At 76.7% G+C, this 23,068-nt stretch carries 23 protein-coding genes and 1 tRNA gene; 12 read left to right on the top strand and 12 right to left on the bottom strand.

Translation table 11 applies throughout. The features are described 5' to 3' along the window. The first annotated feature begins 299 nt into the window (after positions 1 to 299). The 4 genes from O7628_RS19975 to O7628_RS19960 all read left to right on the top strand — a co-directional run bounded on the left by O7628_RS19975 (position 300) and on the right by O7628_RS19960 (position 3,238). Positions 300 to 803: a sigma-70 family RNA polymerase sigma factor gene (locus tag O7628_RS19975; RefSeq protein WP_178067144.1), complete on the top strand. Its 504-nt coding sequence runs from the start codon at positions 300 to 302 to the stop codon at positions 801 to 803. Positions 804 to 871: 68 nt separating this feature from the next. Next, positions 872 to 1,393: a MauE/DoxX family redox-associated membrane protein gene (locus O7628_RS19970; protein ID WP_278132701.1), complete on the top strand. Its 522-nt coding sequence runs from the start codon at positions 872 to 874 to the stop codon at positions 1,391 to 1,393. Beyond that, positions 1,386 to 2,102 (top strand): thioredoxin domain-containing protein, encoded by a 717-nt coding sequence (locus tag O7628_RS19965; protein WP_278132698.1) that lies wholly within the window; start codon positions 1,386 to 1,388, stop codon positions 2,100 to 2,102. Before O7628_RS19970 ends, O7628_RS19965 begins: the two co-directional genes overlap by 8 nt. Then, the gene (locus O7628_RS19960; RefSeq protein WP_278132697.1) at positions 2,099 to 3,238 is read left to right on the top strand and encodes a hypothetical protein; all 1,140 of its coding nucleotides are present in this window, start codon (positions 2,099 to 2,101) and stop codon (positions 3,236 to 3,238) included. The genes O7628_RS19965 and O7628_RS19960 overlap by 4 nt, the downstream gene beginning before the upstream one ends. Here O7628_RS19960 and O7628_RS19955 read toward each other — a convergent pair. The 4 genes from O7628_RS19955 to O7628_RS19940 are packed head-to-tail and all read right to left on the bottom strand — an operon-like array spanning position 3,228 to position 5,912. Further along, complete coding sequence (locus O7628_RS19955) at positions 3,228 to 3,986, bottom strand: ATP-binding cassette domain-containing protein (RefSeq protein ID WP_278132696.1); 759 nt, start codon at positions 3,984 to 3,986, stop codon at positions 3,228 to 3,230. The two genes, O7628_RS19960 and O7628_RS19955, sit on opposite strands and share 11 nt — an antisense overlap. After that, complete coding sequence (gene cbiQ / locus O7628_RS19950; protein WP_074473684.1) at positions 3,983 to 4,753, bottom strand: cobalt ECF transporter T component CbiQ; 771 nt, start codon at positions 4,751 to 4,753, stop codon at positions 3,983 to 3,985. Before cbiQ ends, O7628_RS19955 begins: the two co-directional genes overlap by 4 nt. 11 nt (positions 4,754 to 4,764) lie before the next feature. Then, a complete protein-coding gene (locus tag O7628_RS19945) occupies positions 4,765 to 5,196 on the bottom strand; it encodes a PDGLE domain-containing protein (protein WP_278132695.1) in 432 nt (143 codons plus the stop codon). Beyond that, entirely contained in the window at positions 5,193 to 5,912 is a 720-nt protein-coding gene (locus O7628_RS19940) for an energy-coupling factor ABC transporter permease (RefSeq protein WP_074473681.1), read from the bottom strand. The genes O7628_RS19945 and O7628_RS19940 overlap by 4 nt, the downstream gene beginning before the upstream one ends. A 152-nt stretch (positions 5,913 to 6,064) precedes the next feature. Between O7628_RS19940 and bcp the strand changes: the two genes are divergently transcribed. The 4 genes from bcp (at position 6,065) to O7628_RS19920 (ending at position 8,240) form a co-directional block, all read left to right on the top strand. Further along, on the top strand, positions 6,065 to 6,541 hold the full coding sequence (gene bcp / locus O7628_RS19935) for a thioredoxin-dependent thiol peroxidase (RefSeq protein ID WP_074473679.1): 477 nt from the start codon (positions 6,065 to 6,067) through the stop codon (positions 6,539 to 6,541). Positions 6,542 to 6,763: 222 nt separating this feature from the next. Beyond that, positions 6,764 to 7,345 (top strand): pyridoxamine 5'-phosphate oxidase family protein, encoded by a 582-nt coding sequence (locus O7628_RS19930; RefSeq protein WP_278132693.1) that lies wholly within the window; start codon positions 6,764 to 6,766, stop codon positions 7,343 to 7,345. A gap of 81 nt (positions 7,346 to 7,426) precedes the next feature. Then, positions 7,427 to 7,514, top strand: a tRNA-Leu gene (locus tag O7628_RS19925). A gap of 174 nt (positions 7,515 to 7,688) precedes the next feature. Continuing rightward, on the top strand, positions 7,689 to 8,240 hold the full coding sequence (locus tag O7628_RS19920; RefSeq protein WP_278132691.1) for a GNAT family N-acetyltransferase: 552 nt from the start codon (positions 7,689 to 7,691) through the stop codon (positions 8,238 to 8,240). A 104-nt stretch (positions 8,241 to 8,344) separates the two neighbouring features. Here the strand turns inward: O7628_RS19920 and O7628_RS19915 are convergent, their stop codons facing one another. After that, the gene (locus tag O7628_RS19915) at positions 8,345 to 9,373 is read right to left on the bottom strand and encodes an expansin EXLX1 family cellulose-binding protein (protein ID WP_278132689.1); all 1,029 of its coding nucleotides are present in this window, start codon (positions 9,371 to 9,373) and stop codon (positions 8,345 to 8,347) included. Between the two features lie 69 nt (positions 9,374 to 9,442). Next, positions 9,443 to 10,276, bottom strand: a complete 834-nt coding sequence (locus O7628_RS19910; RefSeq protein ID WP_278132687.1) for a class I SAM-dependent methyltransferase — start codon at positions 10,274 to 10,276, stop codon at positions 9,443 to 9,445. A 115-nt stretch (positions 10,277 to 10,391) separates the two neighbouring features. Here O7628_RS19910 and O7628_RS19905 point away from each other — a divergent pair, with 115 nt between their 5' ends. The 3 genes from O7628_RS19905 (at position 10,392) to O7628_RS19895 (ending at position 13,528) form a co-directional block, all read left to right on the top strand. Next, positions 10,392 to 11,459: an LCP family protein gene (locus O7628_RS19905; protein ID WP_278132685.1), complete on the top strand. Its 1,068-nt coding sequence runs from the start codon at positions 10,392 to 10,394 to the stop codon at positions 11,457 to 11,459. A 108-nt stretch (positions 11,460 to 11,567) separates the two neighbouring features. Then, the gene (locus O7628_RS19900; RefSeq protein ID WP_278132683.1) at positions 11,568 to 12,878 is read left to right on the top strand and encodes a histidine kinase; all 1,311 of its coding nucleotides are present in this window, start codon (positions 11,568 to 11,570) and stop codon (positions 12,876 to 12,878) included. Then, positions 12,866 to 13,528, top strand: coding sequence for a response regulator transcription factor (locus O7628_RS19895; RefSeq protein ID WP_278132681.1), 663 nt, complete (start codon positions 12,866 to 12,868; stop codon positions 13,526 to 13,528). Before O7628_RS19900 ends, O7628_RS19895 begins: the two co-directional genes overlap by 13 nt. Positions 13,529 to 13,767: 239 nt before the next feature. Here the strand turns inward: O7628_RS19895 and O7628_RS19890 are convergent, their stop codons facing one another. The 5 genes from O7628_RS19890 to O7628_RS19870 all read right to left on the bottom strand — a co-directional run bounded on the left by O7628_RS19890 (position 13,768) and on the right by O7628_RS19870 (position 19,954). Further along, positions 13,768 to 14,994: an endo-1,4-beta-xylanase gene (locus tag O7628_RS19890; protein WP_278132679.1), complete on the bottom strand. Its 1,227-nt coding sequence runs from the start codon at positions 14,992 to 14,994 to the stop codon at positions 13,768 to 13,770. After that, entirely contained in the window at positions 14,987 to 16,156 is a 1,170-nt protein-coding gene (locus O7628_RS19885; protein ID WP_278132677.1) for a polysaccharide pyruvyl transferase family protein, read from the bottom strand. Before O7628_RS19885 ends, O7628_RS19890 begins: the two co-directional genes overlap by 8 nt. Beyond that, entirely contained in the window at positions 16,146 to 17,549 is a 1,404-nt protein-coding gene (locus tag O7628_RS19880; protein WP_278132675.1) for a polysaccharide biosynthesis C-terminal domain-containing protein, read from the bottom strand. The genes O7628_RS19885 and O7628_RS19880 overlap by 11 nt, the downstream gene beginning before the upstream one ends. A 91-nt stretch (positions 17,550 to 17,640) precedes the next feature. After that, a complete protein-coding gene (locus O7628_RS19875; protein WP_074473663.1) occupies positions 17,641 to 18,501 on the bottom strand; it encodes a glycosyltransferase in 861 nt (286 codons plus the stop codon). Beyond that, positions 18,467 to 19,954 (bottom strand): hypothetical protein, encoded by a 1,488-nt coding sequence (locus O7628_RS19870; RefSeq protein ID WP_278132674.1) that lies wholly within the window; start codon positions 19,952 to 19,954, stop codon positions 18,467 to 18,469. The genes O7628_RS19875 and O7628_RS19870 overlap by 35 nt, the downstream gene beginning before the upstream one ends. A gap of 147 nt (positions 19,955 to 20,101) precedes the next feature. On the opposite strand from O7628_RS19870, the gene O7628_RS19865 reads away from it, so the two are divergent. After that, on the top strand, positions 20,102 to 20,959 hold the full coding sequence (locus O7628_RS19865; protein WP_278132672.1) for a glycosyltransferase: 858 nt from the start codon (positions 20,102 to 20,104) through the stop codon (positions 20,957 to 20,959). A gap of 21 nt (positions 20,960 to 20,980) precedes the next feature. Here O7628_RS19865 and O7628_RS19860 read toward each other — a convergent pair whose 3' ends face one another. Continuing rightward, entirely contained in the window at positions 20,981 to 22,996 is a 2,016-nt protein-coding gene (locus tag O7628_RS19860; protein WP_278132670.1) for a trypsin-like peptidase domain-containing protein, read from the bottom strand. Between the last annotated feature and the right edge of the window lie 72 nt (positions 22,997 to 23,068).

Raw genomic sequence — 23,068 nt, 5'->3', positions numbered from 1 at the left:
CTTCCCGGGGTCGCCGACGCCTGCGGTTCCCCGCCGCCCGGCCGCGCCGACAGCGCCACGCGGACGTAGTCGCAAGTCATGAGGGGATGGTCGGGCGGGGCGCCGGAAAAGTTCCCGGAGTGGGCCACGTCATCGGAAGGGTCGAAGGACCCTGCCGGTCACCGGCACGCCGCGTACCGTGGTCTGACGTGATCCCCGCGCCGCGCGAGCCCGCCGCCGACGGTCCCACCGACCCGGCGGGTGGTCGTGTCCCCGACCCGGCGGCCCCGCGCGGGGCCGACCCGGCGACCGGCTGGGCGCTGGCCGCCCGCGACGGCGACCCGGCGGCCCAGGCGGCGTTCGTCCGGGCCACCCAGGCCGAGGTGTGGCGGTTCGCCGCCGCGCTGGTCGACCCCGACACCGCCGACGACCTCACCCAGGAGACCTACCTGCGGGCGTTCCGGGCGCTGCCCGCCTTCGCGGGGCGGTCCAGCGCCCGCACCTGGCTGCTCGGCATCGCCCGCCGCGCCTGCGCCGACCACCTGCGCGTCGTGGTCCGCCGCCGCCGGCTCGCCGAGCGGCTGGCCAGCCACGCCCACACCGACCTGCCGCACCCGGACCCCGCCGGGCAGCTCGGCGCCGTCGACCTGGTGCGCCGGTTGCCCGCCGAACGACGCGGGGCGTTCGTGCTCACCCAACTGCTCGGCCTGTCGTACGCCGAGGCCGCCGCCGTGGAGGGGGTGCCCGTCGGCACCATCCGCTCCCGGGTGGCCCGGGCCCGGCACGACCTGGTCGAGTCGGCCGGCGACGCGCTCGCCGGATGACCGGAAACGCCGGCCGTGACCGGGAACTCGTGCGCGACGGGGAACCTCCGTCGGGGTCGCAGCGACCAATGAGCGTGACCGCATCGCACACCGGGGCCGCCCGCTGGGCCGCCGTCCGGCCCTGGCTCGGCGTCGCCGCCCGGCTCGGCCTGGCCGCCGTCTGGCTGGTCGCCGGCGGGGCCAAGGTCGGCGACCTGGCCGCCTCCGGGCGCGCCGTCAACGCCTACCAGGTCATGCCGTACGACGTCGCGACCGTGATCGGCGCGGCGCTGCCCTTCGTCGAGCTGGCCCTCGGTGCGCTGCTGCTGGTCGGCCTGGCCACCCGCCTGGCCGCCGGGATCTCGGCGGCCCTGCTGGTGGTCTTCGTCGCCGGCATCGCCTCGGCCTGGTCGCGCGGCCTGGCCATCGACTGCGGCTGCTTCGGCAGCGGCGGGCAGCTCGCCGCCGGGCAGACGCCGAGCTACCTCCCGGAGATCCTCCGGGACCTGGGATTCCTGGCCCTGGCCGGGTTCCTGCTGACCTGGCCCCGCACCCCCGTCTCCGTCGACGGCTGGCTCGCGGGCCCACCGGTGGAGGACGATGATGAGTAGTCGCAAGGGGCAGCGGAACGCCGCCCGCGTGGTCCGCGAGCAGCTCGCCCGGGAGCGCCGGCGCAAGCGCACCCTCTGGACGTCACTGGTGGCGGTCGCCGTGCTGGTCATCGCCGGCGGGATCGGCTGGGCCGTCTGGTCCAGCCAACGCTCCGACACCTTCACCGCCCCGCCGGGCGCGACCGAGGCCGGCACCGGCATCGCCTACGGGACGGGCCCGGTCACCATCGACCTGTACGAGGACTTCCTCTGCCCCGCCTGCAACCAGTTCCAGCAGACCAGCGGCGCGACCATCGACCAGCTCGTCAGCGAGGGCAAGGCACGGGTGGTGTTCCACCCCGTCGCCTACCTCAACCGGTTCTCCACGACCGAATACTCCACCCGCTCCTCCGCCGCCTCCGGCTGCGCCGCCAAGGGCGGCAAGTTCCAGGAGTACGCGAAGGCGCTGTTCGCCAAGCAGCCGCCGGAGGGCGGCGCGGGGCTGAGCGACGACGAGCTGGTCGACATCGGCGCGGGCGTCGGGCTGAACCGGGACGACTTCGCCTCCTGCGTCTCCGACGGGACGTACAAGGCGTGGACCGAGCACGTCACCGACGACGCGAGCCGGGCGGGCGTCACCGGCACGCCCACCGTCAAGGTCAACGGCGCGGAGGTCGCCGACCGGTCGCCCGCGGGCCTCACGGCGGCGGTGGCGGCGGCCGGCAAGTGACCCCCGCCCCGCCGCTCTCCGCCGTCCTCGCCCGGCTGGGCCGGCTCGCCGGGCCGGCCGTCGCCGCGCGGCTGGTCGGCGTGCTCGCCGGGCTGGCCGCCGTCCTCGCCACGGCGACGCCGGCCGCCGCGCACGGCGGGGAGTCGCCCGACGGCACGGACTACCGGGCCGAGGTGACCGGCGTCGCACCGGCCCGGCCCGGGCTGACCGCCCGCGTCGTGGAGGGCGGGGCGCGGCTGGAGCTGGTCAACCGCACCGGGCGGCCGATCGAGGTGATCGGCTACACCGGCGAGCCGTACCTGCGCGTCGGGCCGGACGGGGTCTACGAGAACAGCCGCTCCCCGGCGACGTACCTCAACCGGACCCTCGCCGGGGACACGGCCCTGCCCGCCCGGGCGGACCCGGCCGCCGCCCCGGACTGGCGGCGCGTCGGCGACGGGCCGACGGCCCGCTGGCACGACCGGCGCGCCCGCTGGCAGGAGTCGGCCCCGCCGGCGGCGGTGCGCGCCGACCCGACCCGGGAGCAGCGGGTCCGGGACTGGGCGGTGCCGCTGCGCGACGGCGTCGAGCCGGTGGAGATCCGGGGCACCCTCGACTGGGTGCCGCCGCCCGACGCGTACCCCTGGTGGGTGGCGGCCACGCTCGGCTTCCTGCTGGTCGGCGCCGCCGGGCTGCTGGCGGCCGGCACCCCGCTCGGGGCGCGGGCGCTCGCCGGGGCCGGCGCGGCGCTGGCCGTGGGCGGGGTCGCCGCGATCGTGTTCACCGTGGGCCGGGAGCTGGACGCGGGCGCCACGGGCGTCGGCGGGGTGCTGCTGGGGCTGCTCGGCGGGCAGGTCTGGGCGCTGCTCACCGGCCTCGGCGCGCTCGCGGCGGGCGGCTACGCGCTGGCCCGCCGCCCCGCCGCCGACTTCGCCCTCGCGCTGGCCGGGGCGTGCCTCGCCCTGTTCGCCGGGGTCACCAACGTCGCCGTCCTGGCCCGCTCGGTGCCCCCGCTGCCCTGGCCGGGCGGGGTGGCCCGGGTCCTGCTCGTCCTGGTCCTGGCCACCGGGGCCGGCGCCACCGCGGCGGGCCTGCTCCGCCTCCGCGCCGCCGCCCACCGGGCCGTCCCCGCCCCGGCGGAGGCGGTCAGGGGGTGAAGCCGTAGGGCAGCTCCAGGCGGTGCGCCGCCAGCAGCTCCCGGTCGGCCAGCAGCTCCCGGGTGTCGGCGTCGGCGACGATGCGCCCGCCGTCGAGGATCACCGAGCGGTCGCACAGCTCCCGCGCGTACGGCAGGTCGTGCGTGACCATCAGCAGGGTCACCGGCAGGTCGCGCAGGATCTCGGCCAGCTCCCGGCGGGCCGCCGGGTCGAGGTTGGACGACGGCTCGTCCAGCACCAGGATCTCCGGGTGCATGGCCAGCACGGTGGCCACCGCCACCCGGCGGCGCTGCCCGAACGACAGGTGGTGCGGGGCCCGGTCGCGGTGCCCGCCCATCCCCACCGCCGCGAGGGCCTCGTCGACCCGGGCGGCCAGCTCGGCCCCGCGCAGGCCCAGGTTGGCCGGGCCGAACGCCACGTCCTCGGCGACCGTGGGCAGGAAGAGCTGGTCGTCGGGGTCCTGGAAGACGATCCCGACTCGGCGGCGGATCTCCGCGAGGGTGGCCCGGTCCCGGCCCACCGTCAGCCCGCCGACGCTCACCGTGCCCGCGGCGGCGGTGAGGATGCCGTTGAGGTGCAGCACCAGCGTCGTCTTGCCCGCGCCGTTGGGCCCGAGCAGCGCCACCCGCTCGCCGCGCGCCACGGTCAGGTCCACCCCGTCCAGGGCGACGTGCCCGTCCGGGTACGCGAACCGGACGCCGCGCACGTCCAGGGAGGGGGGAGCCGGGTTCTGCACGCCACCGATCATGTCAGGGCGACGGCGGTCGCGGCGATCCCGGCCGCGACCAGCGGCACCGTCGCCCCGACCAGCCACTGCCCCGCGCTCGCCGCGCCCGCCCCCTGCCACACCGCCGGCATCCGGCCGGCGTAGCCGCGCGACAGCATCGCCAGGTAGACGCGCTCGCCGCGCTCGAACGCGCGCAGGAACAGCGCGCCGATCCCGGCGGCGAAGCCGCGCAGCTGCCACAGGAAGCGCGGATCGTCGCCCCGGGAGACCCGGGCCACCCGCATCCGGCGGGCCTCGCCGACCAGCACGTCCAGGTAGCGGAGCATGAACGTGGCGATCTGGGTGACGATCTGCGGGCAGCGCAGCCGGTCCAGGCCGACGATCAGGTCCCGCGTCGTCGTGGTCGCGGCCAACAGGAGCGACGCGAGCACGCCCAGCGTGCCCTTCGCGACGATGTTCCAGCCGCCGAGCAGCCCGTCGACGGAGAGGGCCAGCCCCGCCACCTCGACCCGCTCGCCCGCGCCGAGGAACGGCAGCGCGACGGCGAAGAGCACGAACGGCAGCTCGATCGCCGCGCGGCTGAGCAGCCAGCCCGGCCCGACCCGGGCCAGCGCGGCCACGGCGGCGACCAGCAGGGCGTACCCGCCGAACGCCCAGAACGCCGTGCGGGGGGTGGCCACCACGGCGAGGGTGAACAGCACCATCGCGGCGATCTTCACCTCCGGCGGCAGGCGGTGCACCGGGGAGGTCGCCTCCCGGTAGAGCACGTGCGCGTGACCGGCCCCCATCGTCGGGCCGCCTACCGGGGCCGCGCGGCGCGCGACGCGTCGTCGGCCGGGCTCCCGGCGGCACTCCCGCCGGCCTCCGCCGTCGCCGCGCCGGCGGCCGGCTGCTGCGGGCCGCGGCGGCGCAGCAGCCAGAAGACGCCGCCGCCCACGGCGAAGGTGAGCAGCACGCCGAGCACCCCGGACAGCCCGGTGGAGAGGAAGTCGTTGTCGAGGCCACGGACGCCGTAGTCGGCCAGCGGGCTGTCGGCCAGCTCGTGGTCGCGCTCCTGCTGGGCGGGGCAGCTGCCGCCCGTGATCTCCCCCTCGGCGTCGACCGTGCAGCCCCGCAGCAGCGACGAGTCCAGCCCGTCGGGGTGCGCCGAGGCGTAGTTGCTCACCACGCCGGCCAGCAGCAGGGCGACCAGCAGCCCGCCGACGACGAAACCCCAGGGACGCTTGCTCATCGGGCACCTCCGGCAGCCGGAACGACGGGGGCCGGCGCGGCCGGCCTGAGGGCGCGCAGCGCGTAGACCAGATCGGGGCGGACCTTGGCGACGGTGACCACCGTGGTGGCGGTGATCAGGCCCTCGCCGATGCCGATGAGGAGGTGGACGCCGGCCATCGTGCCGGCCAGGCCGGCGAGGTTGCCGCCCAGGTCGGTGGTGCCGCCCAGCCAGTACTGGAGCACGAAGCCCTGGGACGCGACCACGACGCTGACCAGCGCCGAGACGAAGGCCGTCACACCGAGGCCGACGGGGGTGCGGGGCAGCACCCGCAGCAGCAGGGCGATCAGCAGGTACGCCGCGGCGGTGCCGAGGACCGCCATGTTGGTGACGTTCAGGCCGAGCATCGCCACCCCGCCGTCGCCGAAGACCAGCGCCTGCACGACCAGCACGACCGCCACGCAGAGCGCGCCGACCCACGGGCCGACCAGCAGCGCGGCGAGCGCGCCGCCGAGCAGGTGGCCGCTCACCCCGGCGGTGAAGATCGGGAAGTTGAGCATCTGGACGGCGAAGATGAACGCGGCGACGAGCCCGGCCATCGGGGCGAGCCGGTCGTCGAGGTCGCGCCGGCCGCGCAGCACGCAGAGAGTCAGCACGGCGAGGGCGAACGCGGCGAAGACGGCGGCGACCGGGCCGTTCACGATGCCGTTGGAGATGTGCATCGCCAGGGTTTCCACTCGACCTCCCGCAGGCCCGGCGGGAGCGTCCGCGCCGGCTCGACCCAGCCTATTTCCACGGATGAGCTGTTGCCAATCCCTTGCAACAGTGCGGAGGCGTCGATCACGGTGCGGTCGGCCCGGCTGACCCGGGACGGCGGTAGGGTTCGGCCATGACCGCGCCCGCCCGCCTCAGCCCCGGTGACCCCGCGCCCGAGTTCACCCTGCCGACCGACACCGGCGAGAGCCTCTCCCTGGCCGACCTGCGCGGCCGGACGGTGATCCTCTACGCCTACCCCGCCGCGATGACCCCCGGCTGCACCAAGCAGGCGTGCGACTTCCGCGACTCGCTCGCCTCGCTGCGGTCCGCCGGCTACGAGGTGGTCGGCATCTCGCCGGACAAGCCGGAGAAGCTGGCGAAGTTCCGCGAGCGGGACGCCATCACCTTCCCGCTGGTCGCCGACACCGACCGGGCGGTGCTCACCGCCTACGGCGCGTACGGCGAGAAGCAGTCCTACGGGCGCACGGTGACCGGGGTGATCCGGTCCACCTTCGTCATCGACCCCGACGGCAAGATCGAGCGGGCGCTCTACAACGTCAAGGCCACCGGCCACGTCGCCAAGCTGCGCCGCGACCTCGGCCTGGACTGAGCGGCCGGGCCACCGGCCCGCGCGGCTCGGTCGACACCGCCGGCGAGGCGGCCGCGCCCCGGCACGACGGCAAGCAGCGAGATGGCCGGGGCGGCACCCGCCACCCATACTTCCCTGGTAGCGATCAGACTACGGCCGGTGACGCCGAGGATCGCCCGCCCCGCCGTGGGCGGGCACCGGGACGGGGCGGCTGCCGGCATCCGCGGGCGGGAAGGGGCAGCTGTGGACTACGCCGAAATCGTGCACCTGGTCAACACCGATCCGGTGGCGCAGGTGTTGCTGGATTCGCCGGTCGCGATGCGGCTCGGCTACGTGGGCCTGGACGGCCACCCGCGCACGGTGCCGGTCGCGTACCTGTGGAACGGCGAGGCGTTCCAGTTCGCCAGCCCCACGACCGCGTACAAGGTGCGGGCGATCGCGGCGCACCCGCAGGTCTCCTTCAGCGTCGACACGTACTCGCCGGAGGTGCGGCGCAGGGTCGCCGCGCAGCTCGGGCCGACCGTCTCCGACTACACGCCCGTCGTCATGCTGGTGCGCGGCACGGCGTCGATCGAGGTCCACCCCGGGGTGCCGGACGTGCACGTCAAGGCGTCGTGGCGGATGTTCGCGGACAAGAGCCTGGCCCCGGGCTGGGAGCAGCAGAAGCGCGCGCACACGACCGACATGGCGGTGATCACCATCAGGCCGACCCACCTCACGCTGTGCGACTTCGTGACCCGCTTCCCGCCGCCGGTCGAGATCAACGCGCCCGCCCACGACCCCGCGCACGGCGGGAGCGACAGCACGCCGGTCCCGGTCAACTGATCCCGGGCCCGGACCCGGGCGGTCCGCCTGCCGGACGGCGCCAACACGAGGGACGCCGAACCCTCTAGACTCCTCGGGCAGGCGGGAGTGGTGGAATTGGGTAGACACGCAGGATTTAGGTTCCTGTGTCCGTGAGGACGTGGGGGTTCGAGTCCCCTCTCCCGCACCACGTTCCATCGCGCGCACCAGGGTTTCCGTCGCGCGCATCATCGCGGTCGACGGGCCGGCCGAGACTTCGACCGGCCCCGTCGCACCTCGGCTTCCGGCGCGGGCGGCCGGCACCCGCTGTTGCGCCGGTCACGATCGGGCGTCCCCCGGGCGGCGGCGGGGCCAGGATGACGGGGTGAGCCTGCGCTTCGTCCTCGACCCCGACCCCACCGCCGAGCTGCGCGAACGGATCGTCGACCTGTGGGTGGACGTCACCAACACCGGCGGCGCGGTCGGCTTCGTGCCGCCGGTCACCGCGGCCGACGTCCGCCCCGTCGCCGAGGCGACGTTTGCCGGCATCGTCGACGGCCCGGACCGGCTGCTCGTCGGCTACGACGGCGACCGCCCGCTGGCCGTGCTGGTCTTCGCCGACAACCGGTTCGACCTGAAGGCGCACTGGTGCGTGCTGAAGCGGGTGATGGTGCACCCGGGCACGCAGGGCCTGGGATACGGCTCGGCGCTGATGCGGGAGGCCGAACGGCTCGGCCGGAAGCTGGGTCGCCAGGCGCTGCACGTGACGGTGCGGGGCGGGCTGGGGCTGGAACGCTTCTACGCGCGGCTCGGCTACCGGGAGGTGGGCCGGCTGCCCGGCGCGCTGCGGGTCGCCCCGGGCGACGACCGCGACGAGATCCTCATGTGGCTCGACCTCACCGCCGGCAGCCCCGACGCCGAGCAGGCGTCGCGGTAGTCCGATCACTGGCCGGTTGCGGTGCGGTCGCGTCGGCGTGTCGGGTGGCGGAGCCGGCCAGACATCCCGCCCCGGCCAGGTGGGGACGCCGACGAGGCGCCGGGTCAGTTGCGGCAGCCGGCGGCGGGCGCTTCGGCGGCGAGCGGCACGACGGGCGCGACCGGGGCCGACGGGCCGGCTGAGGCCGGGGCGGCCGACGGCGACGGGCGGGGCGACGACGCGCGGGGCGACGGCGAGGCGCTGGGCCGGGGCGACGCGGAGCGCGTGGCCGGTCGGCCACCGCCGGCCGTCGCGCCGCCGTACATCCTGACCGTGCCGCGCTGGACCTGCCCGGGCGTCAGCCGGACGCCACCGGCGGTGACGCGGTGGCCGTGGACGTCGGTGACCCGGATCGAGAACGGGCCGGGGCCGACGCCGGACTCGACCAGCCAGTAGTTGTAGTCCTGCCGGTCGGCGGCGCGCCACCCGCCCGAGTCGCCCTGCCGTACCTCCACGGCGCGCAGCGGGTTGCCGTGGTCGGCGACCAGCACGGCGAACCAGTACCGCGACGCGCCCTCCTTGATCCGGAACGCGAGCGGGCCGGGCAGCGGCGGGTCGACCACCGCGCGGTAGCTGACGGAGACGACGCCCTGCACCGGGTCGGCGATCCGCGCGAACGCCTCGCGGGAGAGGTCCAGGTGCCCTGGCGCGCACTCGGGGCACTGGTCCATGACGAGGACCCGGACGGTGCCCTTCGGGCCCGTCACGTCGAGGTGGCCGCCGCAGGCCGCGCCGGCCGCGTACTCCGACGGGCCGAGCGCCACGTAGAGCCGGTTCGCCGGGGCGCTCGGGTAGGAGCAGTTGCCGCCGGCGCCCTTCGAGTCGTAGAACGTGGCCTTGCCCTTGTGGACGGTCCCGCCGACCGGCGGCGCGGCGGCGGGCACGGCGACACCAAACGGGGCGACGACACCGAGTGGGGCGGCGCAGGCCGGGGTTGCCCCGGCGCGCAGGGCGAGGGTCAGGCCGAGGACTCCCGCGAGGACGGCCACCCCGCCGGCGGCGAGCCAGCGGGACCGGCCGGGGCCCGGGGCGCGGCGGCGACCGGGGCCGCTGGCGGGTTGGGGGGCGTCCGGGGGCGCGCTCGCGTCGGTCACGCCGGTCGATGCTGCCGGACCCCCGGCGTCGGGGACAAGCCGGCTAAGCCAAAGCTAAGACACCGGGCGTCACCAGGCGGCCCCGATGCCGTCGCCCGGATACCAGTGCCGGGCCGGGGTCTCCCGGTACGCGAGGAACCGCCGGCCGGTGCGTTCGGCGTGCTCGGCGAGGACGTTCGTGGCGGTGACGTTGTCGGTGAGCAGCAGCGCGCCGGGGGCGAGCTTCGGCTCGACGGCGTCGAACTCGCGCCTCTCGTGGGCGCGGCTGTGGTCGCTGTCGTGCAGGAAGAGGTCGACGGGCCGGTCGAGCGCGCCGATCGAGGCGACGGAGTCCCCGACCACCAGGTCGACGACCCCGGACCAGGGCGCGGCACGGGCCAGGTAGCCGGCCTCGGGGTTGATGTCCAGCGAGGTGACCCGGCCGGGGTGGCCCTCGGCGGCGTTGCGCAGCAGGGCCGCCGCCAGCACGCAGCTGCCCAGCCCCTTGTCGACGCCGGTCTCGACCACGTGCGCGGGGCGGGTGGCGCGGACCATCGCGTACCAGCCGATCCGGCGGGCGTAGCGGACCTGGCGGTCGGCCAGGCCCCGGCGGGCCGCCCCGGCGGTGGCCCGCTCGATGTGCCGGCGCAGCTCGTCGTCGCCCTCGATCTCGGCGAACCAGCCGCGCACGCGGGCCACCGGCACGTCGCAGACGACGCTGACGAACCAGGACAGGTGGTGCCGGCTCAGCCCGGTCAGCTCGTACGTGTAGTTGTGGTGCTCCCGGGAGGTGACCAGCCAGCGGGCGGAGACGCGCAGCACCCTGGCGTCGTGCCGGGCCACCCGGGCGAGCCGCTTGGGGAAGGCGGCGACCGGGGCGAGCCGGGTGCGGGCGATGGCCCGCCGGAGCTTCGTTGCGTCCACGGGAGGGTTCTACCAGGTCCAGGGAAACGACGGGTGGCGAACTTCACCGTCGTCCGGCCCCGGACCGGCCGGAACGGGCACGTGCGGGGCGCGGCGCGTCGATAGCATCGCCGCCATGTCCCGTCCCGAGCAGGCCGCCGCACCGACCCAGGACGGCCCGTCCGGCCCGCCCGCCGCAGCGTCCACGCCGTCGGGCGTCGGGGCGCGCCCGAAGCGCCGCCGGTGGGGGCGGATCGCCCTGGTGGCGCTGCTCGCCGTGGTGCTGCTCGGCGTGGGCGGCGCGGTCGCCGGGGCGCTGTGGCTGCGGTCGGTGGAGCGGGGCGTCGACCGGGTCGACGCGTTCGCCGAGGTGCCGGAGCAGGAGCGGCCGGCAGCGGCGGCCCGGGGCGCGCTGAACGTCATGGTCCTGGGCAGCGACTCGCGGGACCCGGACGGCACCCAGGGGTCGCGCGCCGACACGATCATCGTGGCGCACCTGCCGAAGGACCGGTCGAGCGCCGAGCTGATCTCGATCCCCCGGGACACCTGGGTCCCGGTCCCCCGCTCGGCGGACGGCCGGCACGGCGGCCGGGAGGCGAAGATCAACGCCGCGTACGCCTGGGGCGGGGTGCCGCTGATGGTGCGGACGGTGGAGCAGTTCACCGGCGTCCGCATCGACCACGTGGTGCTCGTCGACTTCGCGGGGTTCCGGGAGATCATCGACGCCCTCGGCGGGGTCGAGATCACCTCGGAGAAGACGTTCACCTCGATCCACCCGCCGTTCCGCACCTTCCGGCAGGGGCCGCAGCTCATGGACGGCGAGACGGCGCTGGACTACGCCCGGCAGCGCAAGCAGTTCGCCGACGGCGACTTCGCCCGGATCCGGCACCAGCAGCAGGTCATCAAGGCGATCCTCGACCGGGCCGCGTCCGGCGGCATCCTCGCCAACCCCGGCCGGCTCAACGCGTTCGTGCGGGCCACCTCCGACTCGGTCTCCGTCGACCGGGGCATGTCGCTGCTGGACATGGCGACCCAGTTGCGCGGGCTGCGCGGCGGCAACCTGTTCTTCTTCACCTCGCCCAGCCGGGGCACGGGCACCGTCGGCAGCGAGAGCGTCGTCTTCGCCGACGACCGCCGGGCGCGCACCCTCTACGACGCCGTCCGCCGCGACGCCGTCAAGGAGATCGTCGCCGCCGGCTCGTGACCGCACCGACGGAGAGGGTGGACCGGCCGGAAAAGGTGGGGCTGGGCCTACCTGTGGAGTGGACCCAGCCGGCTGGGCCGGCCGCGGCCGCCGCCCTAGCGTGACGGCATGACGACGAACCGACCCCCGCACCTGGCGGCGGCGCTGCGCCGCCCCGGATACCTGATCTCCTGGTGGCCCTGGCGGGCCCTGGCCTACGCCGGCACGACCGTCCCGGTCGCCGGGGCGCTGGCCCTCGGCCTCGGGGTCGTCGTGGCCCCGGCGGTGGCGGTGCTCAACGCGGCCCGCCAGGGCCGCCCGGTCGAGCTGCCCGTCGTCGTCTTCCTCGCCGTGGCGGGGCTGGCCCTGGCGGCCGTGGCCCCGCTGGTGAGCGCCCCGGTGGCCGGGTTCGAGCGGTGGCGTCTCGGCGTGGTCGACTCCCGCCCGCTGCCCGCCCGGCGGCCGTTCTCCGGCGACGTCGTGGGCAGCCTGGCCGCCCGGTACACCGACGCCGCCGCCTGGCGGGAGGTGGCGTACGCCTGCTGGCTGGGCGCGGTGGTGCCGGTGGCGTACTGGACGTTCGCCGTGCTGGCCCTGCTCGACCTCACCCTCCTGGCGAGCCCCTGGTTGGTCGACGGCACGGACGACGTGATCGTGATGTGGACGACGGTCGACACGCCCCGCGAGGCGGCGCCGTACGCGGTCGGGGCCGCCCTGTTCCTGCCCGTGCTCTGGTACCTGGCCGGGCTGCTCGTCGCCGGCCAGGCCACGGTCGCCCGCCGGCTGCTCGCCGGCCCACCCGCCGAGCCGGCGGCGCTGCGCGAGGTCACCCGCTCCCGGGCCCGCCTCGTCGACGCGTACGAGGCGGAACGCCGCCGCATCGAACGCGACGTGCACGACGGCGCGCAGCCCCGGCTGACCAGCCTCACCGTCCAGCTCGGGCTGGCCCGGCTCGACGTGCCCGACGACTCGCCGGCCGCCCGGCCGCTGGCGGTGGCGCACGAGCAGGCCAAGGAGCTGATGGTCACGCTGCGGCAGATCGCCCAGGGCATCCGCCCGCAGCAGCTCACCGAGCTCGGCCTGGCCGGCGCCGCCCGGCAACTGGCCGGCGAGGCCGCCATCGAAGTGGACGTGCGCGCCGACCTGCCCCGGCCGGTCCCGGAGCCGGTGGAGACCACCGCCTACTACGTGGTGTCCGAGGCGCTGGCCAACGTCGCCTCGCACGCCGACGCGGCCCGCGCCGAGGTGCGGCTCACCCAGACCGACCGGCACCTCGTCGTCGAGGTCGAGGACGACGGCCGGGGCGGCGCGGACCCGGCCCGGGGCACCGGGCTGACCGGCCTCGCCGACCGGGTCGCGGCGGCGGACGGGCGGCTGCTGCTGGCCAGCCCGGCCGGCGGCCCCACCCTGGTCCGGGTGGAGCTGCCGTGCCGCCCGTGACCCGCGTCGTGCTCGCCGAGGACGAGGTCCTGCTCCGGGAGGGCCTCGTCGCCCTGCTGGGCCGGTTCGGCTTCGAGGTGGTCGCCGCCGTCGGCTCCGCGCCGGCCCTGCGGGACGCGGTCGAGGCGCACCGGCCGGACCTGCTCGTCACCGACATCCGGATACCGCCGCGCCACCGCGACGACGGGCTGCGCGAAGCGGTCGCCCTCCGCAGCGGCCGTCCCGGGCTCGCCGTCGTGGTGCTCAGCCAGTACGTGCAGTCCGAGTACGCGTCGGCGCTGCTCGACAGCGGCGACGGCCGGCGGGTCGGTTACCTGCTCAAGGACCGGGTGGCCGACGTCGCCGAGTTCGCCGGCACCCTGCGCCGGGTCGTCGACGGCGGCACCGCCATCGACCCCGACGTGGTCCGGCACCTGCTGCACCGCCCGCGCGACCCGCTGGCCGCCCTGACCGCCCGGGAACGCACGGTCCTCGCGCTGGTCGCCGAGGGCCACTCCAACGCGGCGATCGCCGCGCGGCTGCACGTCACCGAGGCGGCGGTCGGCAAGCACGTCGGCAACATCCTGGCCAAGCTCGACCTGCCGCCCAGCGACGACACCAACCGCCGGGTGCTGGCCGTCCTGGCCTTCCTGCGCGGCACCCCGTCCTGACCGGCTCCGCCCGGGTCGCGCCGCCGGGGGCCGGGGAACGTCGGACCCGGCCCGTAGGCTGCCGCCCGACGACCTGCCCCGGCTGCTGGGCGCGCGTCGCCGCCGAGCACCTCGCCTTCTGCCCCGACAACGTCCGGCAGGGCAGCGGCTCGCTGGCCGCGTACGCGCAGGAGATCCGGGGCAGGCAGAGCTGGTCGTTCTGGTGGGACTGACCGCCGGCGGCCCCTCCCCGGGGGGCGTCAGCCGCCGGTGCGCCGCCGCGCCGCCAGCTCGTCGAGCAGCGCCGCGTGGGCCGGCTTCGGCCGGAAGTCGGCGTCGAAGAGGCAGGCCGCGCCGAAGCCGACGTGATAGCCGGGGATCCAGCTACGGGCGTCGGTGAACCCCCACACGGTCACCGACGCGCAGGCCGCCACGTCCAGGCAGGCGCGCAGCACGTCCCGGTACACCGCCGCCTGGCGGCGCAGCCCCTCCCCCGTCGCGGGGAGCCGCACCCGCACGTCCAGCTCGGTGACGGCGACGCGCACGCCCAGCGCGGCGAACCGGCGCAAATTGCCCCGGACGTCCTGGGGTGGGCGCTCGGCGTCCAGGTGCCCCTGGAAGCCCACCCCGTCGACCGGTACGCCGTCGGCGCGCAGCCGCCGCACCAGCTCCAGCAGCGCGTCGGCCTTCGCGGTCCGCCCCTCGGTGCCGTACTCGTTGACGAACAGCCTGGCGTCGGGGTCGGCCTGGCGGGCCCAGCGGAACGCGTCGGCGACGTAGCCGGGGCCGAGCTTGCGCAGCCAGAGGGTGTCGCGCAGGGAGCCGTCCTCGGCGAGCACCTCGTTGACCACGTCCCAGGCCCACACCCGGCCCCGGTAGTGCGCGACGACCGCGGTCACGTGCCGGCGCAGCACCTCCCGCAGCCGCTGCGCCGGCCAGTCCGGGGAGACCCAGTCGGGCACGTCGTTGTGCCAGACCAGGGTGTGACCGTAGACGGCCTGGCCGTTGCGGTGGGCCAGGTCGACGATCTGGTCGCCGCCGGCCCACGCGTACACGCCGGGCGAGGGTTCCAGGTTGCGCCACTTCATCGCGTTCTCGGCGGTGACCGCGTTGAACTCGGCGGCCAGGACGCCCGGGTAGGCGGGGTCGAGGTTCAGGCCCCTCGGGTCGACGGCCGTGCCGATCAGCGTCCCGGGCGGGGCGAGGCCGCGCAGCGTGCCGGCCGCCGACGGCGTGTAGGCCGGCGCGGACCGGGCGGCCCCGCCCGGGTCCCCGGCGCGGCCGGTGCCGACGGCGGCCATGCCGGCGAGCAGGACGGTGGCGACGACCAGCGCCGCCGCCACCAGCAGGCCGGCGGCGGTGAGCGGGCGCGGCCGGGTCACCACCGGAGCGGGCCGGGGTCGGGTGGGCGCGTCGGCCACGGCCCCGGCGGCGTCGTCGGGGTGGGGCAGCGACGCCCGGTCGAGGCTCCGGCCGCCGTCACCCACGGGCCCAGGGCGCCGCCGAGAAGTTGCGCCGGGCGCGCTCGGCGTAGATCGCCCGGGGCAGCTCCGGCACCTCCTCGGTGGCGAGCAGGCCGGTCAGCGTGCGGGTCACCGCCGCCGCGTCGCCGGGCACCGCGGGCGTGCGCAGCGCCGCCGGCTGCCCGATCTCGTCGAGGAAGTCGTCGCACTTGCGCTGGTACGGCACGAGGGTGAACGGTACCCCCGCCAGGTACGCGAAGACGGCCCCGTGCAGCCGCATGTGCAGCCCGAGGTCGCAGCGCTTCATCTCGTCCCAGCAGGCCCGCACGCCGTCGCGGGCGGTGACGACCCGCACGTCGCAGTGCCCGGCGACGGCGGCCCGCAGCCGCTCGCCGACCCGCTCGTCGCCGTGCAGCGGGTGGGTGTTGAACACGAACACGGTGACGTCGACGGGCTCGGCGCGCACCAGCGCGCGCACCCCCTCGACCAGGGCGTCCTCGCGGCGGCGCACGTCGGCGTCGGCGGCCTCGTGGTCGACGCCGAGCAGGGTCACGCCGAGGCGGGCCCGGCCGGTGGGGCGCGGCCGGCGCGGCGGGACCGGCTCGCCGAGCGCCTCCGGCAGCAGGCCGGCGAGGTCACCGGCGGGCACCAGCACGCCCGGGTAGCCGGCCCGTTCGAGGACCTCGGCGGAGGCGATGTCGCGTACCCCGATGAAGGCGACCCGGCGCAGGACGCGCAGCAACCGGCGCTCGGAGGCGGCGGAGACGAACGGGCCGACGGAGACCCCGACGGCGGCCATCGGATGCCCGGACACCCCGGAGAAGAGCGAGAAGACCTTCTTCTCGCTCAGCGGCCCCATCTCGCGGAACACGGAGCCGCCGCCGAAGACCAGCATGGTGGAGCGGCGCAGCAGGGCGGCCTTGTTGAGCACCCAGCCGGCCCGGTCGGCGGTGCCGCGCGAGCGGTACCAGCGCGGGTCCATGCCGGTGCGCTCCGGCGGCAGGTCCACCATGGGCGGCGCGGCGAAGACGGGCTCCTCGGCTCCCCAGTAGACCCGGGTCGCCCAGTCCATCACGACGCAGAACGCGTTGTCGCCGACGTTCTCCATGCCGTAGTAGCCGACAACCAGGGGCCGGCGGGCCACGGCGGCCGGCGCGGGACGGGTGGGGGCCGGTTCAGGACGCACGGGGAGCCTCCCTGCTCAGGCGCCTGCGCAGGTCGCGCCAGGTGGGCAGCGGGGCGTCGCCCACGACGCCCCGTCGGGCGGCGACCCAGAGCAGGCAGCAGAGTACCGCCTCCGCCAGCACCGTCGCCCCGGCGGCACCGCGCACGCCCCACACCGGGACGGCCACCGCCAGCGCCGCCAGCAGCACCACGGCGCCCACGGCCTGGTACACCACCTTGCGGCGCAGCAGCCCGCCGCTGGTCAGCAGCGCGGCCACGGCGGCGCCGCCGAACCGGAACGGCACCGCCAGCGCCAGCACCGCCAGCACCGGCGCGGCGTCGCGGTATTCCGGGCCGAACACCACCGGCAGGGCCACCAGGCCGCCGACCGTCACCGCCGCCGCGACGACCGCGCCGAGCGCGACCATCCCGGCGCTGCCCCAGCGGTACGCCAGCAGCACCGCCTCGGCGTCCGAGCCGGCCCAGCGGTGCAGCTTGCCCAGCAGGTACTGCTGGTAGACGACCCGGGGCACCAGGTAGACGGCGGTGAGCACGGCCATCGGCACGGCGAGCAGGGCCGCCTCCGCCCCGCCGAGCAGCTCGGCGGCGAGGACCGTGCCGAAGTGGATGCCGAGCAGGTAGCAGACGTTGCCGAGCACGTAGGGTGTGGCCGCCCCCAGCAGCTCGCCCGGCCGGGGGCCGGCGTCGAGGCCCCCGGCCGGGACGGCGGGGCCAGCCGGGACGACGGCGGGAGCCGGGACGGCACCGGGGGCCGGGACGGCGGCGGCCGGGACGGCGGCGCGGGCGGCGGGGGCCGGGTGGCCCTCCAGCGGCATCGCGCCGCGCCGGAACTCGCGGGAGGCCAGCAGGCAGGCGGCGACGGTGGCCACGGCGACGACCGCGTACCCGGCCGCCGCGGCGACGACCGACAGCCCGGCCGCCCAGACCGCCACGGTGACCACCACCCGGCCCAGGTGGGGGGCCAGCTGGAGCGCGGACAGGCCACGGTAGTCGCCGCGCAGCTGCCGCACCGAGCCGGCCAGCGCGAGCGCCGCCTGGGCGACCACGACGGTGGCGAGCAGCGCCCGCACCGCCGCCGCCGTGACGTCGGGCAGCTCGGCGGCGCTCCAGGCCAGCACGCCGAGCAGCAGCGCCGCGCAGGCCGCGCCGGCCAGCCGCAGCGACGGCCCCACCCACCGGTACGCCCGCGCGCCCTCCTGCCCGAACACCTGCAACCACAGCTCGGAGACGCCGAACACGGCCAGCGGGGCGGTCAGCGACACCACGGCCAGCACGGCGGTGAACGAGCCGAAGTCCTCCCGGGTGAGCGTGCGGGCGAGCAGCACCTGGCTGCCGAACGCGGCGACGGTGACGCCGGCCTGGCTCAGCCCCAGCAGGCCGACCTGGGCCAGCATCGTGGCCGCCCGACCGCGCCCGGGCCTCGGGTGCGGCCCGGGGCCGGAGTCCGGCTCTCGCCCGCGCCGCGGTTCGCCGCCGCGCCCGGCGTCAACGGCCGAGGCTGACAAGCCACTTCCCCGTCTCGCTGAGGGTGCGCAGCGCCTTGATGCCCAGCGCCACGCCGGGCGTCCGCGACGGGCGGTACATGTCGACCAGCCGGAACCAGAAGACCAGGCCGCCGAGGCGGCCCCGGGTGATGTTGCCGTCGTGCCGGCGGAACCGGACCACCGGGTGGGGCAGGTGCCGGGGGTGCACGCCGGCGCGCAGCGCCCGCAGCATCAGCTCCACGTCCTCGAAGAGCCGGAAGCTCTCGTCGTAGCCGCCGATGCGCTCCAGCACCCGCCGGTCGATGGTGGTGCCGGAGTGCTTGAACGGCAGCCGGGGGCGGGTCAGCACGCCCAGCAGCATGGTGCGCGCCGAAGTGTATTCGGGCAGCCGGATGCGCCGGGAGGCGTCGCCGCGCACCTCGTGGTAGTCGACGTAGACCCAGCCGCCGCCGGTGGCGGTGAGCAGGTCGTGCAGCCGGCCCAGCGCGTCGGCGGAGAGCTCGTCGTCGGAGTCCAGCACCGTGATGTAGCGGCCGGTCGCGGCGCGCAGGGCGACGTTGCGGGCCCGGGCGATGCCGCTCGGCGGCAGGCTGAGCACCCGGACCCGCCGGTCGGCGGACACGCCCGCCTCCGCCAGCACCCGGGTGACCGGGACGGCCGAGCCGTCGTCGACCACGACCAGCTCGAAGTCCCGGTGGTGGTTGGCCAGCACGCTGCGCACCGCGTCGACCAGCAGCTCGGCGCGGTCGCGGACCACGATGCAGACCGAGAACGTCGGCACCACGGCCGCGTCGTCGCCCGCGTGCGCCACCCCGTCCGCGTCGTGCTCACCCTGGACGGACGCCGGCAGTGGATGCCTCATCGAGCCGCCCCTCCTCCCCCCGTTCGACCTCGGCCGCGACCGTGGCGTCGCCCGGCGACGCGCCCGCCGCGCCGCCCAGCGACAGGATCACCAGCTGCCCGAAGAGGAACAGCCACATGAAGTACGGGTACGCCATCGGCTTCTGGGTGAGCCCGAAGAGCACGAAGACCGCGTAGAGCACGCCGAGCGCCCAGCGCTGCGCCGGGTCGGCGCACCGCCGCCGGACGACGACGTGGAGGCCGGCGACGATCCCGACGACCGCGACGAGGCCGACGACGCCCCAGACGACGAGGATGCGCAGCAGGTCGTTGTGCATGTCCCACGGCTCGTAGCCGAACCCGAAGAGCCAGACGTCCGGCGTGGACCGGTGCAGGACGCGGGCCACGTCGTTCCAGATCGCGCCCCGGCCGTGCATGAACGTGTCGGAGCGTACGTCGAGCGAGCCGACCTCGGTCAGCGCCACCCCGGCCCGCTCCCGGACAGTCTCGCCCGCGAGCGCGACGGCGACCCCGCCGGCCGCGAGCAGGCCGGCGGCCACGGCCACGACCCGCCGCCGGCCGACGCGGGTGCCCAGCGCGGCCCGCAGGGCCCCCAGCCGCCGCGCCTCGAAGGCGGCCACGATCACCAGCAGGCAGCCGATGGTGAGCCGGTGCAGCGACACCGCGCCGGTGGCCACGAAGAGGCCGATCAGCGCGTAGCGGCGCAGCGGCGTCAGGCGCAGCCGGTCGCCGGCCGCCCGGAGCCGGTCGCCGAGCACGTAGCAGAGGAACACCGAGAACATCAGCAGCCGCCCGAGCGACATCGGGTGGTAGTAGCCCCCCGACGCCCGGCCGATCTTCTGGCCGGGCAGCTCGAAGTAGAACGAGTAGGGCACGACGCCCGCCACCTGGAGCCAGGCCAGCGCGCAGTGGACGACCGCGCCGGCCAGCACGACGGCCGCCACCCCGGCCAGCCGGCGGACGGGGAACCGGGCCGGGCTCATCAGCGCCATCCCGATCAGCGCCACCGGGGCGAAGCTGACCAGCAGCCGCACCGCCTCGGCGGGGATCGCCGAGGCGGGGTCGAGCCGTGGACCGTAGATGGGGTAGCGACGGATGTCGAACAGGGCCAGCAGGTCGGCGCGCGGACCGGCCGCCAGGTAGCTGAACCCGGAGACGACCAGCAGCAGGGCGAGGGCGAGCAGCATCGCCAGCACGGGGCGCGGCGGCAGCCGGCGGGCCGCGAGCACCGCCGCCGCGAGGGCGGCCAGCATGCAGCCCGCCCCGACGGCGCTGAGCAGGACGCCCAGGTCGACCCCGCCGCCCGCGTCGCGCTCGCCGATGTCGAGCAGGGGCTTGACCGCGATCAGCGCCAGCGCGGCGGTGGCGAGGTGGCCGACGGCCCGGTCGAGCCGCTCCGGCGTGCCGCCCGCGAGCCGGGGGCCGGGGGCGGTGAGCGGCGTGGGACTGTCCACCTTGTCCAACCGTCGGTAAGGGGCGAAACACCAGGACGATACCAACGCGGGGGCCCCGTCCGCTGACCCCGAGGCCGCCCGGCGGGGCGCGCGGCGACGCGACCCCGGCTTGCCGGTGCGGCGGCCCGTCCGGCAAGCTGGTCAGCCGTGCCGAGCCCCCCGCCCCGCCCCGTCCCGATCGGTGTGGTCATCGCCGCCCACGACGAGGCGAACGTCATCGGCGGCTGCCTGGACGCGCTGCTCGCCGACGCGGGCCCCGGCTCCGGCGTCGAGCTGGACATCGTCGTGGTGGCCAACGGCTGCACGGACGACACGGCGCGGGTGGCCGCCGCGCGGCCCGGCGTACAGGTGGTGGAGCTGGCCGAGGCGGGCAAGGCGGCCGCGCTGAACGCCGGGGACGCGGTGGCGCGCGGCTTCCCCCGGTTCTATCTGGACGCCGACGTGGTCCTCGGCCCCGGCGCGCTGCGCGCGATGGCCGCCGCGCTGACCGCCCCGGTGGACCCGCCGCTGGCCGTGACCCCCCGCAGGGAGATGGTCACCGCCGGCCGGCCGCTGCTGGTGCGCGCCTACTACGCCGTCAACACCCGGTTGCCGATCTTCGCCGACGCGCTGTTCGGCCGGGGCGTGCTGGGGGTGTCGGCGGCGGGACGGGAGCGCTTCGACCGGTTCCCGGCCGAGATCGCCGACGACCTCTTCCTGGACTCCCGGTTCGCCTCGGCCGAGAAGCGCGAGGTGTCGGCGGTGGCGTCGGTCGTGCAGACCCCCCGGACGCTGCGGGACCTGGTCCGCACGCTGGCCCGGGTGCGGGCCGGCAACGCCATGCTGCGCGCCTCGCACCCCGGGATCCGCCCGTCGGTCCCGTCGTCCTGGCTGCGGGACGTGGTGCTGCCCCGCCCCTGGCTCGCGCCGGCCGCCGTGGTCTACGTGGCCGTCACGCTCGCCGCCGCGCTGCGCGCCCGCCGCCACCCGCGCGGGGCGTGGGGCCGGGACACCTCGACCCGCTGACCGCCCGAAGGAGGGCCGGGGTCAGCGGCGCGATCGACGCCGCGCCAGCAGCACCACGCCGATCGCGAGCGCGGCGAGCAGCGCGCCGCCGAGCCCCGAGAACAGGACCGTGGGCAGGTTGGACTGCTCCGGCGCCGCCGCCGTGAGCTGCTGCCGGTCGGCGGCGCTCTGCCGGTACGCCTCGGCGAGCTCGTTTCCGTTGCCGCCCCGGGCGACGGCGTCCAGTTGGGACACCGCCGTGTCGTCCCGCCCGGTGAAGTACGCGTCCAGCCCGCGCCGGTAGAGCCGGTCGGCGTCACCGAGCGCGGGCGTGACCCCGGCCTCGGCGAGCAGCTCCCGGACGGCGGTGACCGGCACCACGGCCCGGTTGGCCCCACCCGCCCCGGACCGGTCGTTGGTGAGTACGCCGACGACCCGGCCGGCGGGGTCGAGCGCGACGCCGCCGTGGGAGTAGATCCCGATGTCGTCGCCGATCCGGAACAGCGGCACCGGGCCCTGGCCGGTGTCGGTGGCGGTGACCTGCACGGTCTTCGAGCGCAGCGTGTAGGTGGCGTCGCGGAAGTCGGCGTCGACGGTGTGGTAGCCGGCGACCGCCACCACGCCGCCCGGCGTCAGCGCGGCGGCGTCGCCCAGCTCGACGGCGGGCAGGTCGGGCCGGGCGACCCTGACCAGGGCGAGGTCCCCGGCGTCGGCGGCCCGGGTGCGGACCACCTCCCCGGCGATCGCCGGGGTGCCGGTGAGCCCGCCGGTGGCCTGGTTGAGCTGCACGAAGACCTGGCTGGACGGGGGACGGTCCGGCTCCTTGCCGGTGAACCGGGTGCCGGCCGTCCGCGACCGGACCCAGCCGTCGAGCGCGCCCGAGGTGAGCTTCTTGCCGGCGACGAGGATCCGGCCGAGGGTGTAGAGGGCCCGCTCCCGGGCGACCGGCTCGTCGGGGGCGACGCACTGGCCGTTGGTGAGCACGTGCCCGGCGGGGTCGACCACGAAGCCGCTGCACCGCCGCTGGAACGTGACGGGCGTCGGGTTGAGCAGCGCCCCGGTCCGCCCGTCGCGTAGGTATCCGTTGAACACGGCCTCGACGAAGACGAGCCCCGGCGCGGCGGTGGCGAGCGCCCGTTCCTGCGCGCTGTAGGGGGCCGCCTGGCTCCACGGGCGGAAGCCGGCGGCGGGGGTGACGGTCGGGAACGCCCCGGCGGGGCCGGCCGGCGACGGCGCGTCCGCGCCCCGGGTGACGGCCCAGGCCGCGAGCCCGCCGCCCGCGGCGAGCACGACCAGGGCCAGCGCCGCGACGCCGAGCCGCAGCCCGGTGCGCGGCCGGGGCGGCGGGGACGGCTGGATGCGCCGGGCGGGCGACGCGAACGGGTCGTGCGGCGGCGGGTCGGCGAACCCGGGGTGGGCGGCCGGCGGCTCCGCCGGCGCGGTCGCGACGACCGGCGAGCCGGTGGCGTGCGCCGCCCAGACCGGCGGCGCCCCCGAGCCGGGCATCCCGGACACGGGCGCTCCGGAGGCGGGCACCGCCGAGCTGGGCGTTCCCGAGACCGGGACGCCGGAGGTGGGGACACCGGAGGCGGGCTGACCCGAGGCGGGGACGGCCGAGGCGGGGACGGCCGAGGCGGGGACGGCCGAGGTCGGCGTGGCCGGGGTCGGCCTGCCCGGGGTGGTCGGCGTGGCCGGGGTGGGTGCCGGCGTCGCCCCCCGGGTGGCCGGGTCGCCGACGGGCTCCAGGTGGGGCGAGCGCAGCGGCATGCCGAGCAGGCCGAAGAGTTTGTCGGCGGCGTTCTCCACCTCGGCCGGGTAGGCCACCCAGGGGCGGGCGGCGGCGAAGTCGGCGTTGACGTAGCGGGGGCCGCCGGGGGTCTGCGCGAGGGTGTCCGCCGCGTTGGTGAACGCCTCCCGCCAGGGCCGGTCGGCGGCGGCGGCCCCCTCCAGCACGGCGATGGTCAGCAGCCGGTCCTGACCGTCCACCGCCCACCAGACGCTGCCGACCTGGCACACGCCCGACGCCTCGGTGAACCTGTACGGACCCTCCGGCTGCATGCCCCACTCCTCTGTTCACCCGCCGTGCGGATAGTACCGAGGCGGCACGACGCGGGAGGCCGTCGCGGGGTT

This window comes from Micromonospora sp. WMMD956 (assembly GCF_029626125.1).
Taxonomy (GTDB): Bacteria; Actinomycetota; Actinomycetes; order Mycobacteriales; family Micromonosporaceae; genus Micromonospora; species Micromonospora carbonacea.
Note: the sequence above shows the minus strand (reverse complement) of the source record. Positions and strands in the feature narration are given on the sequence as shown.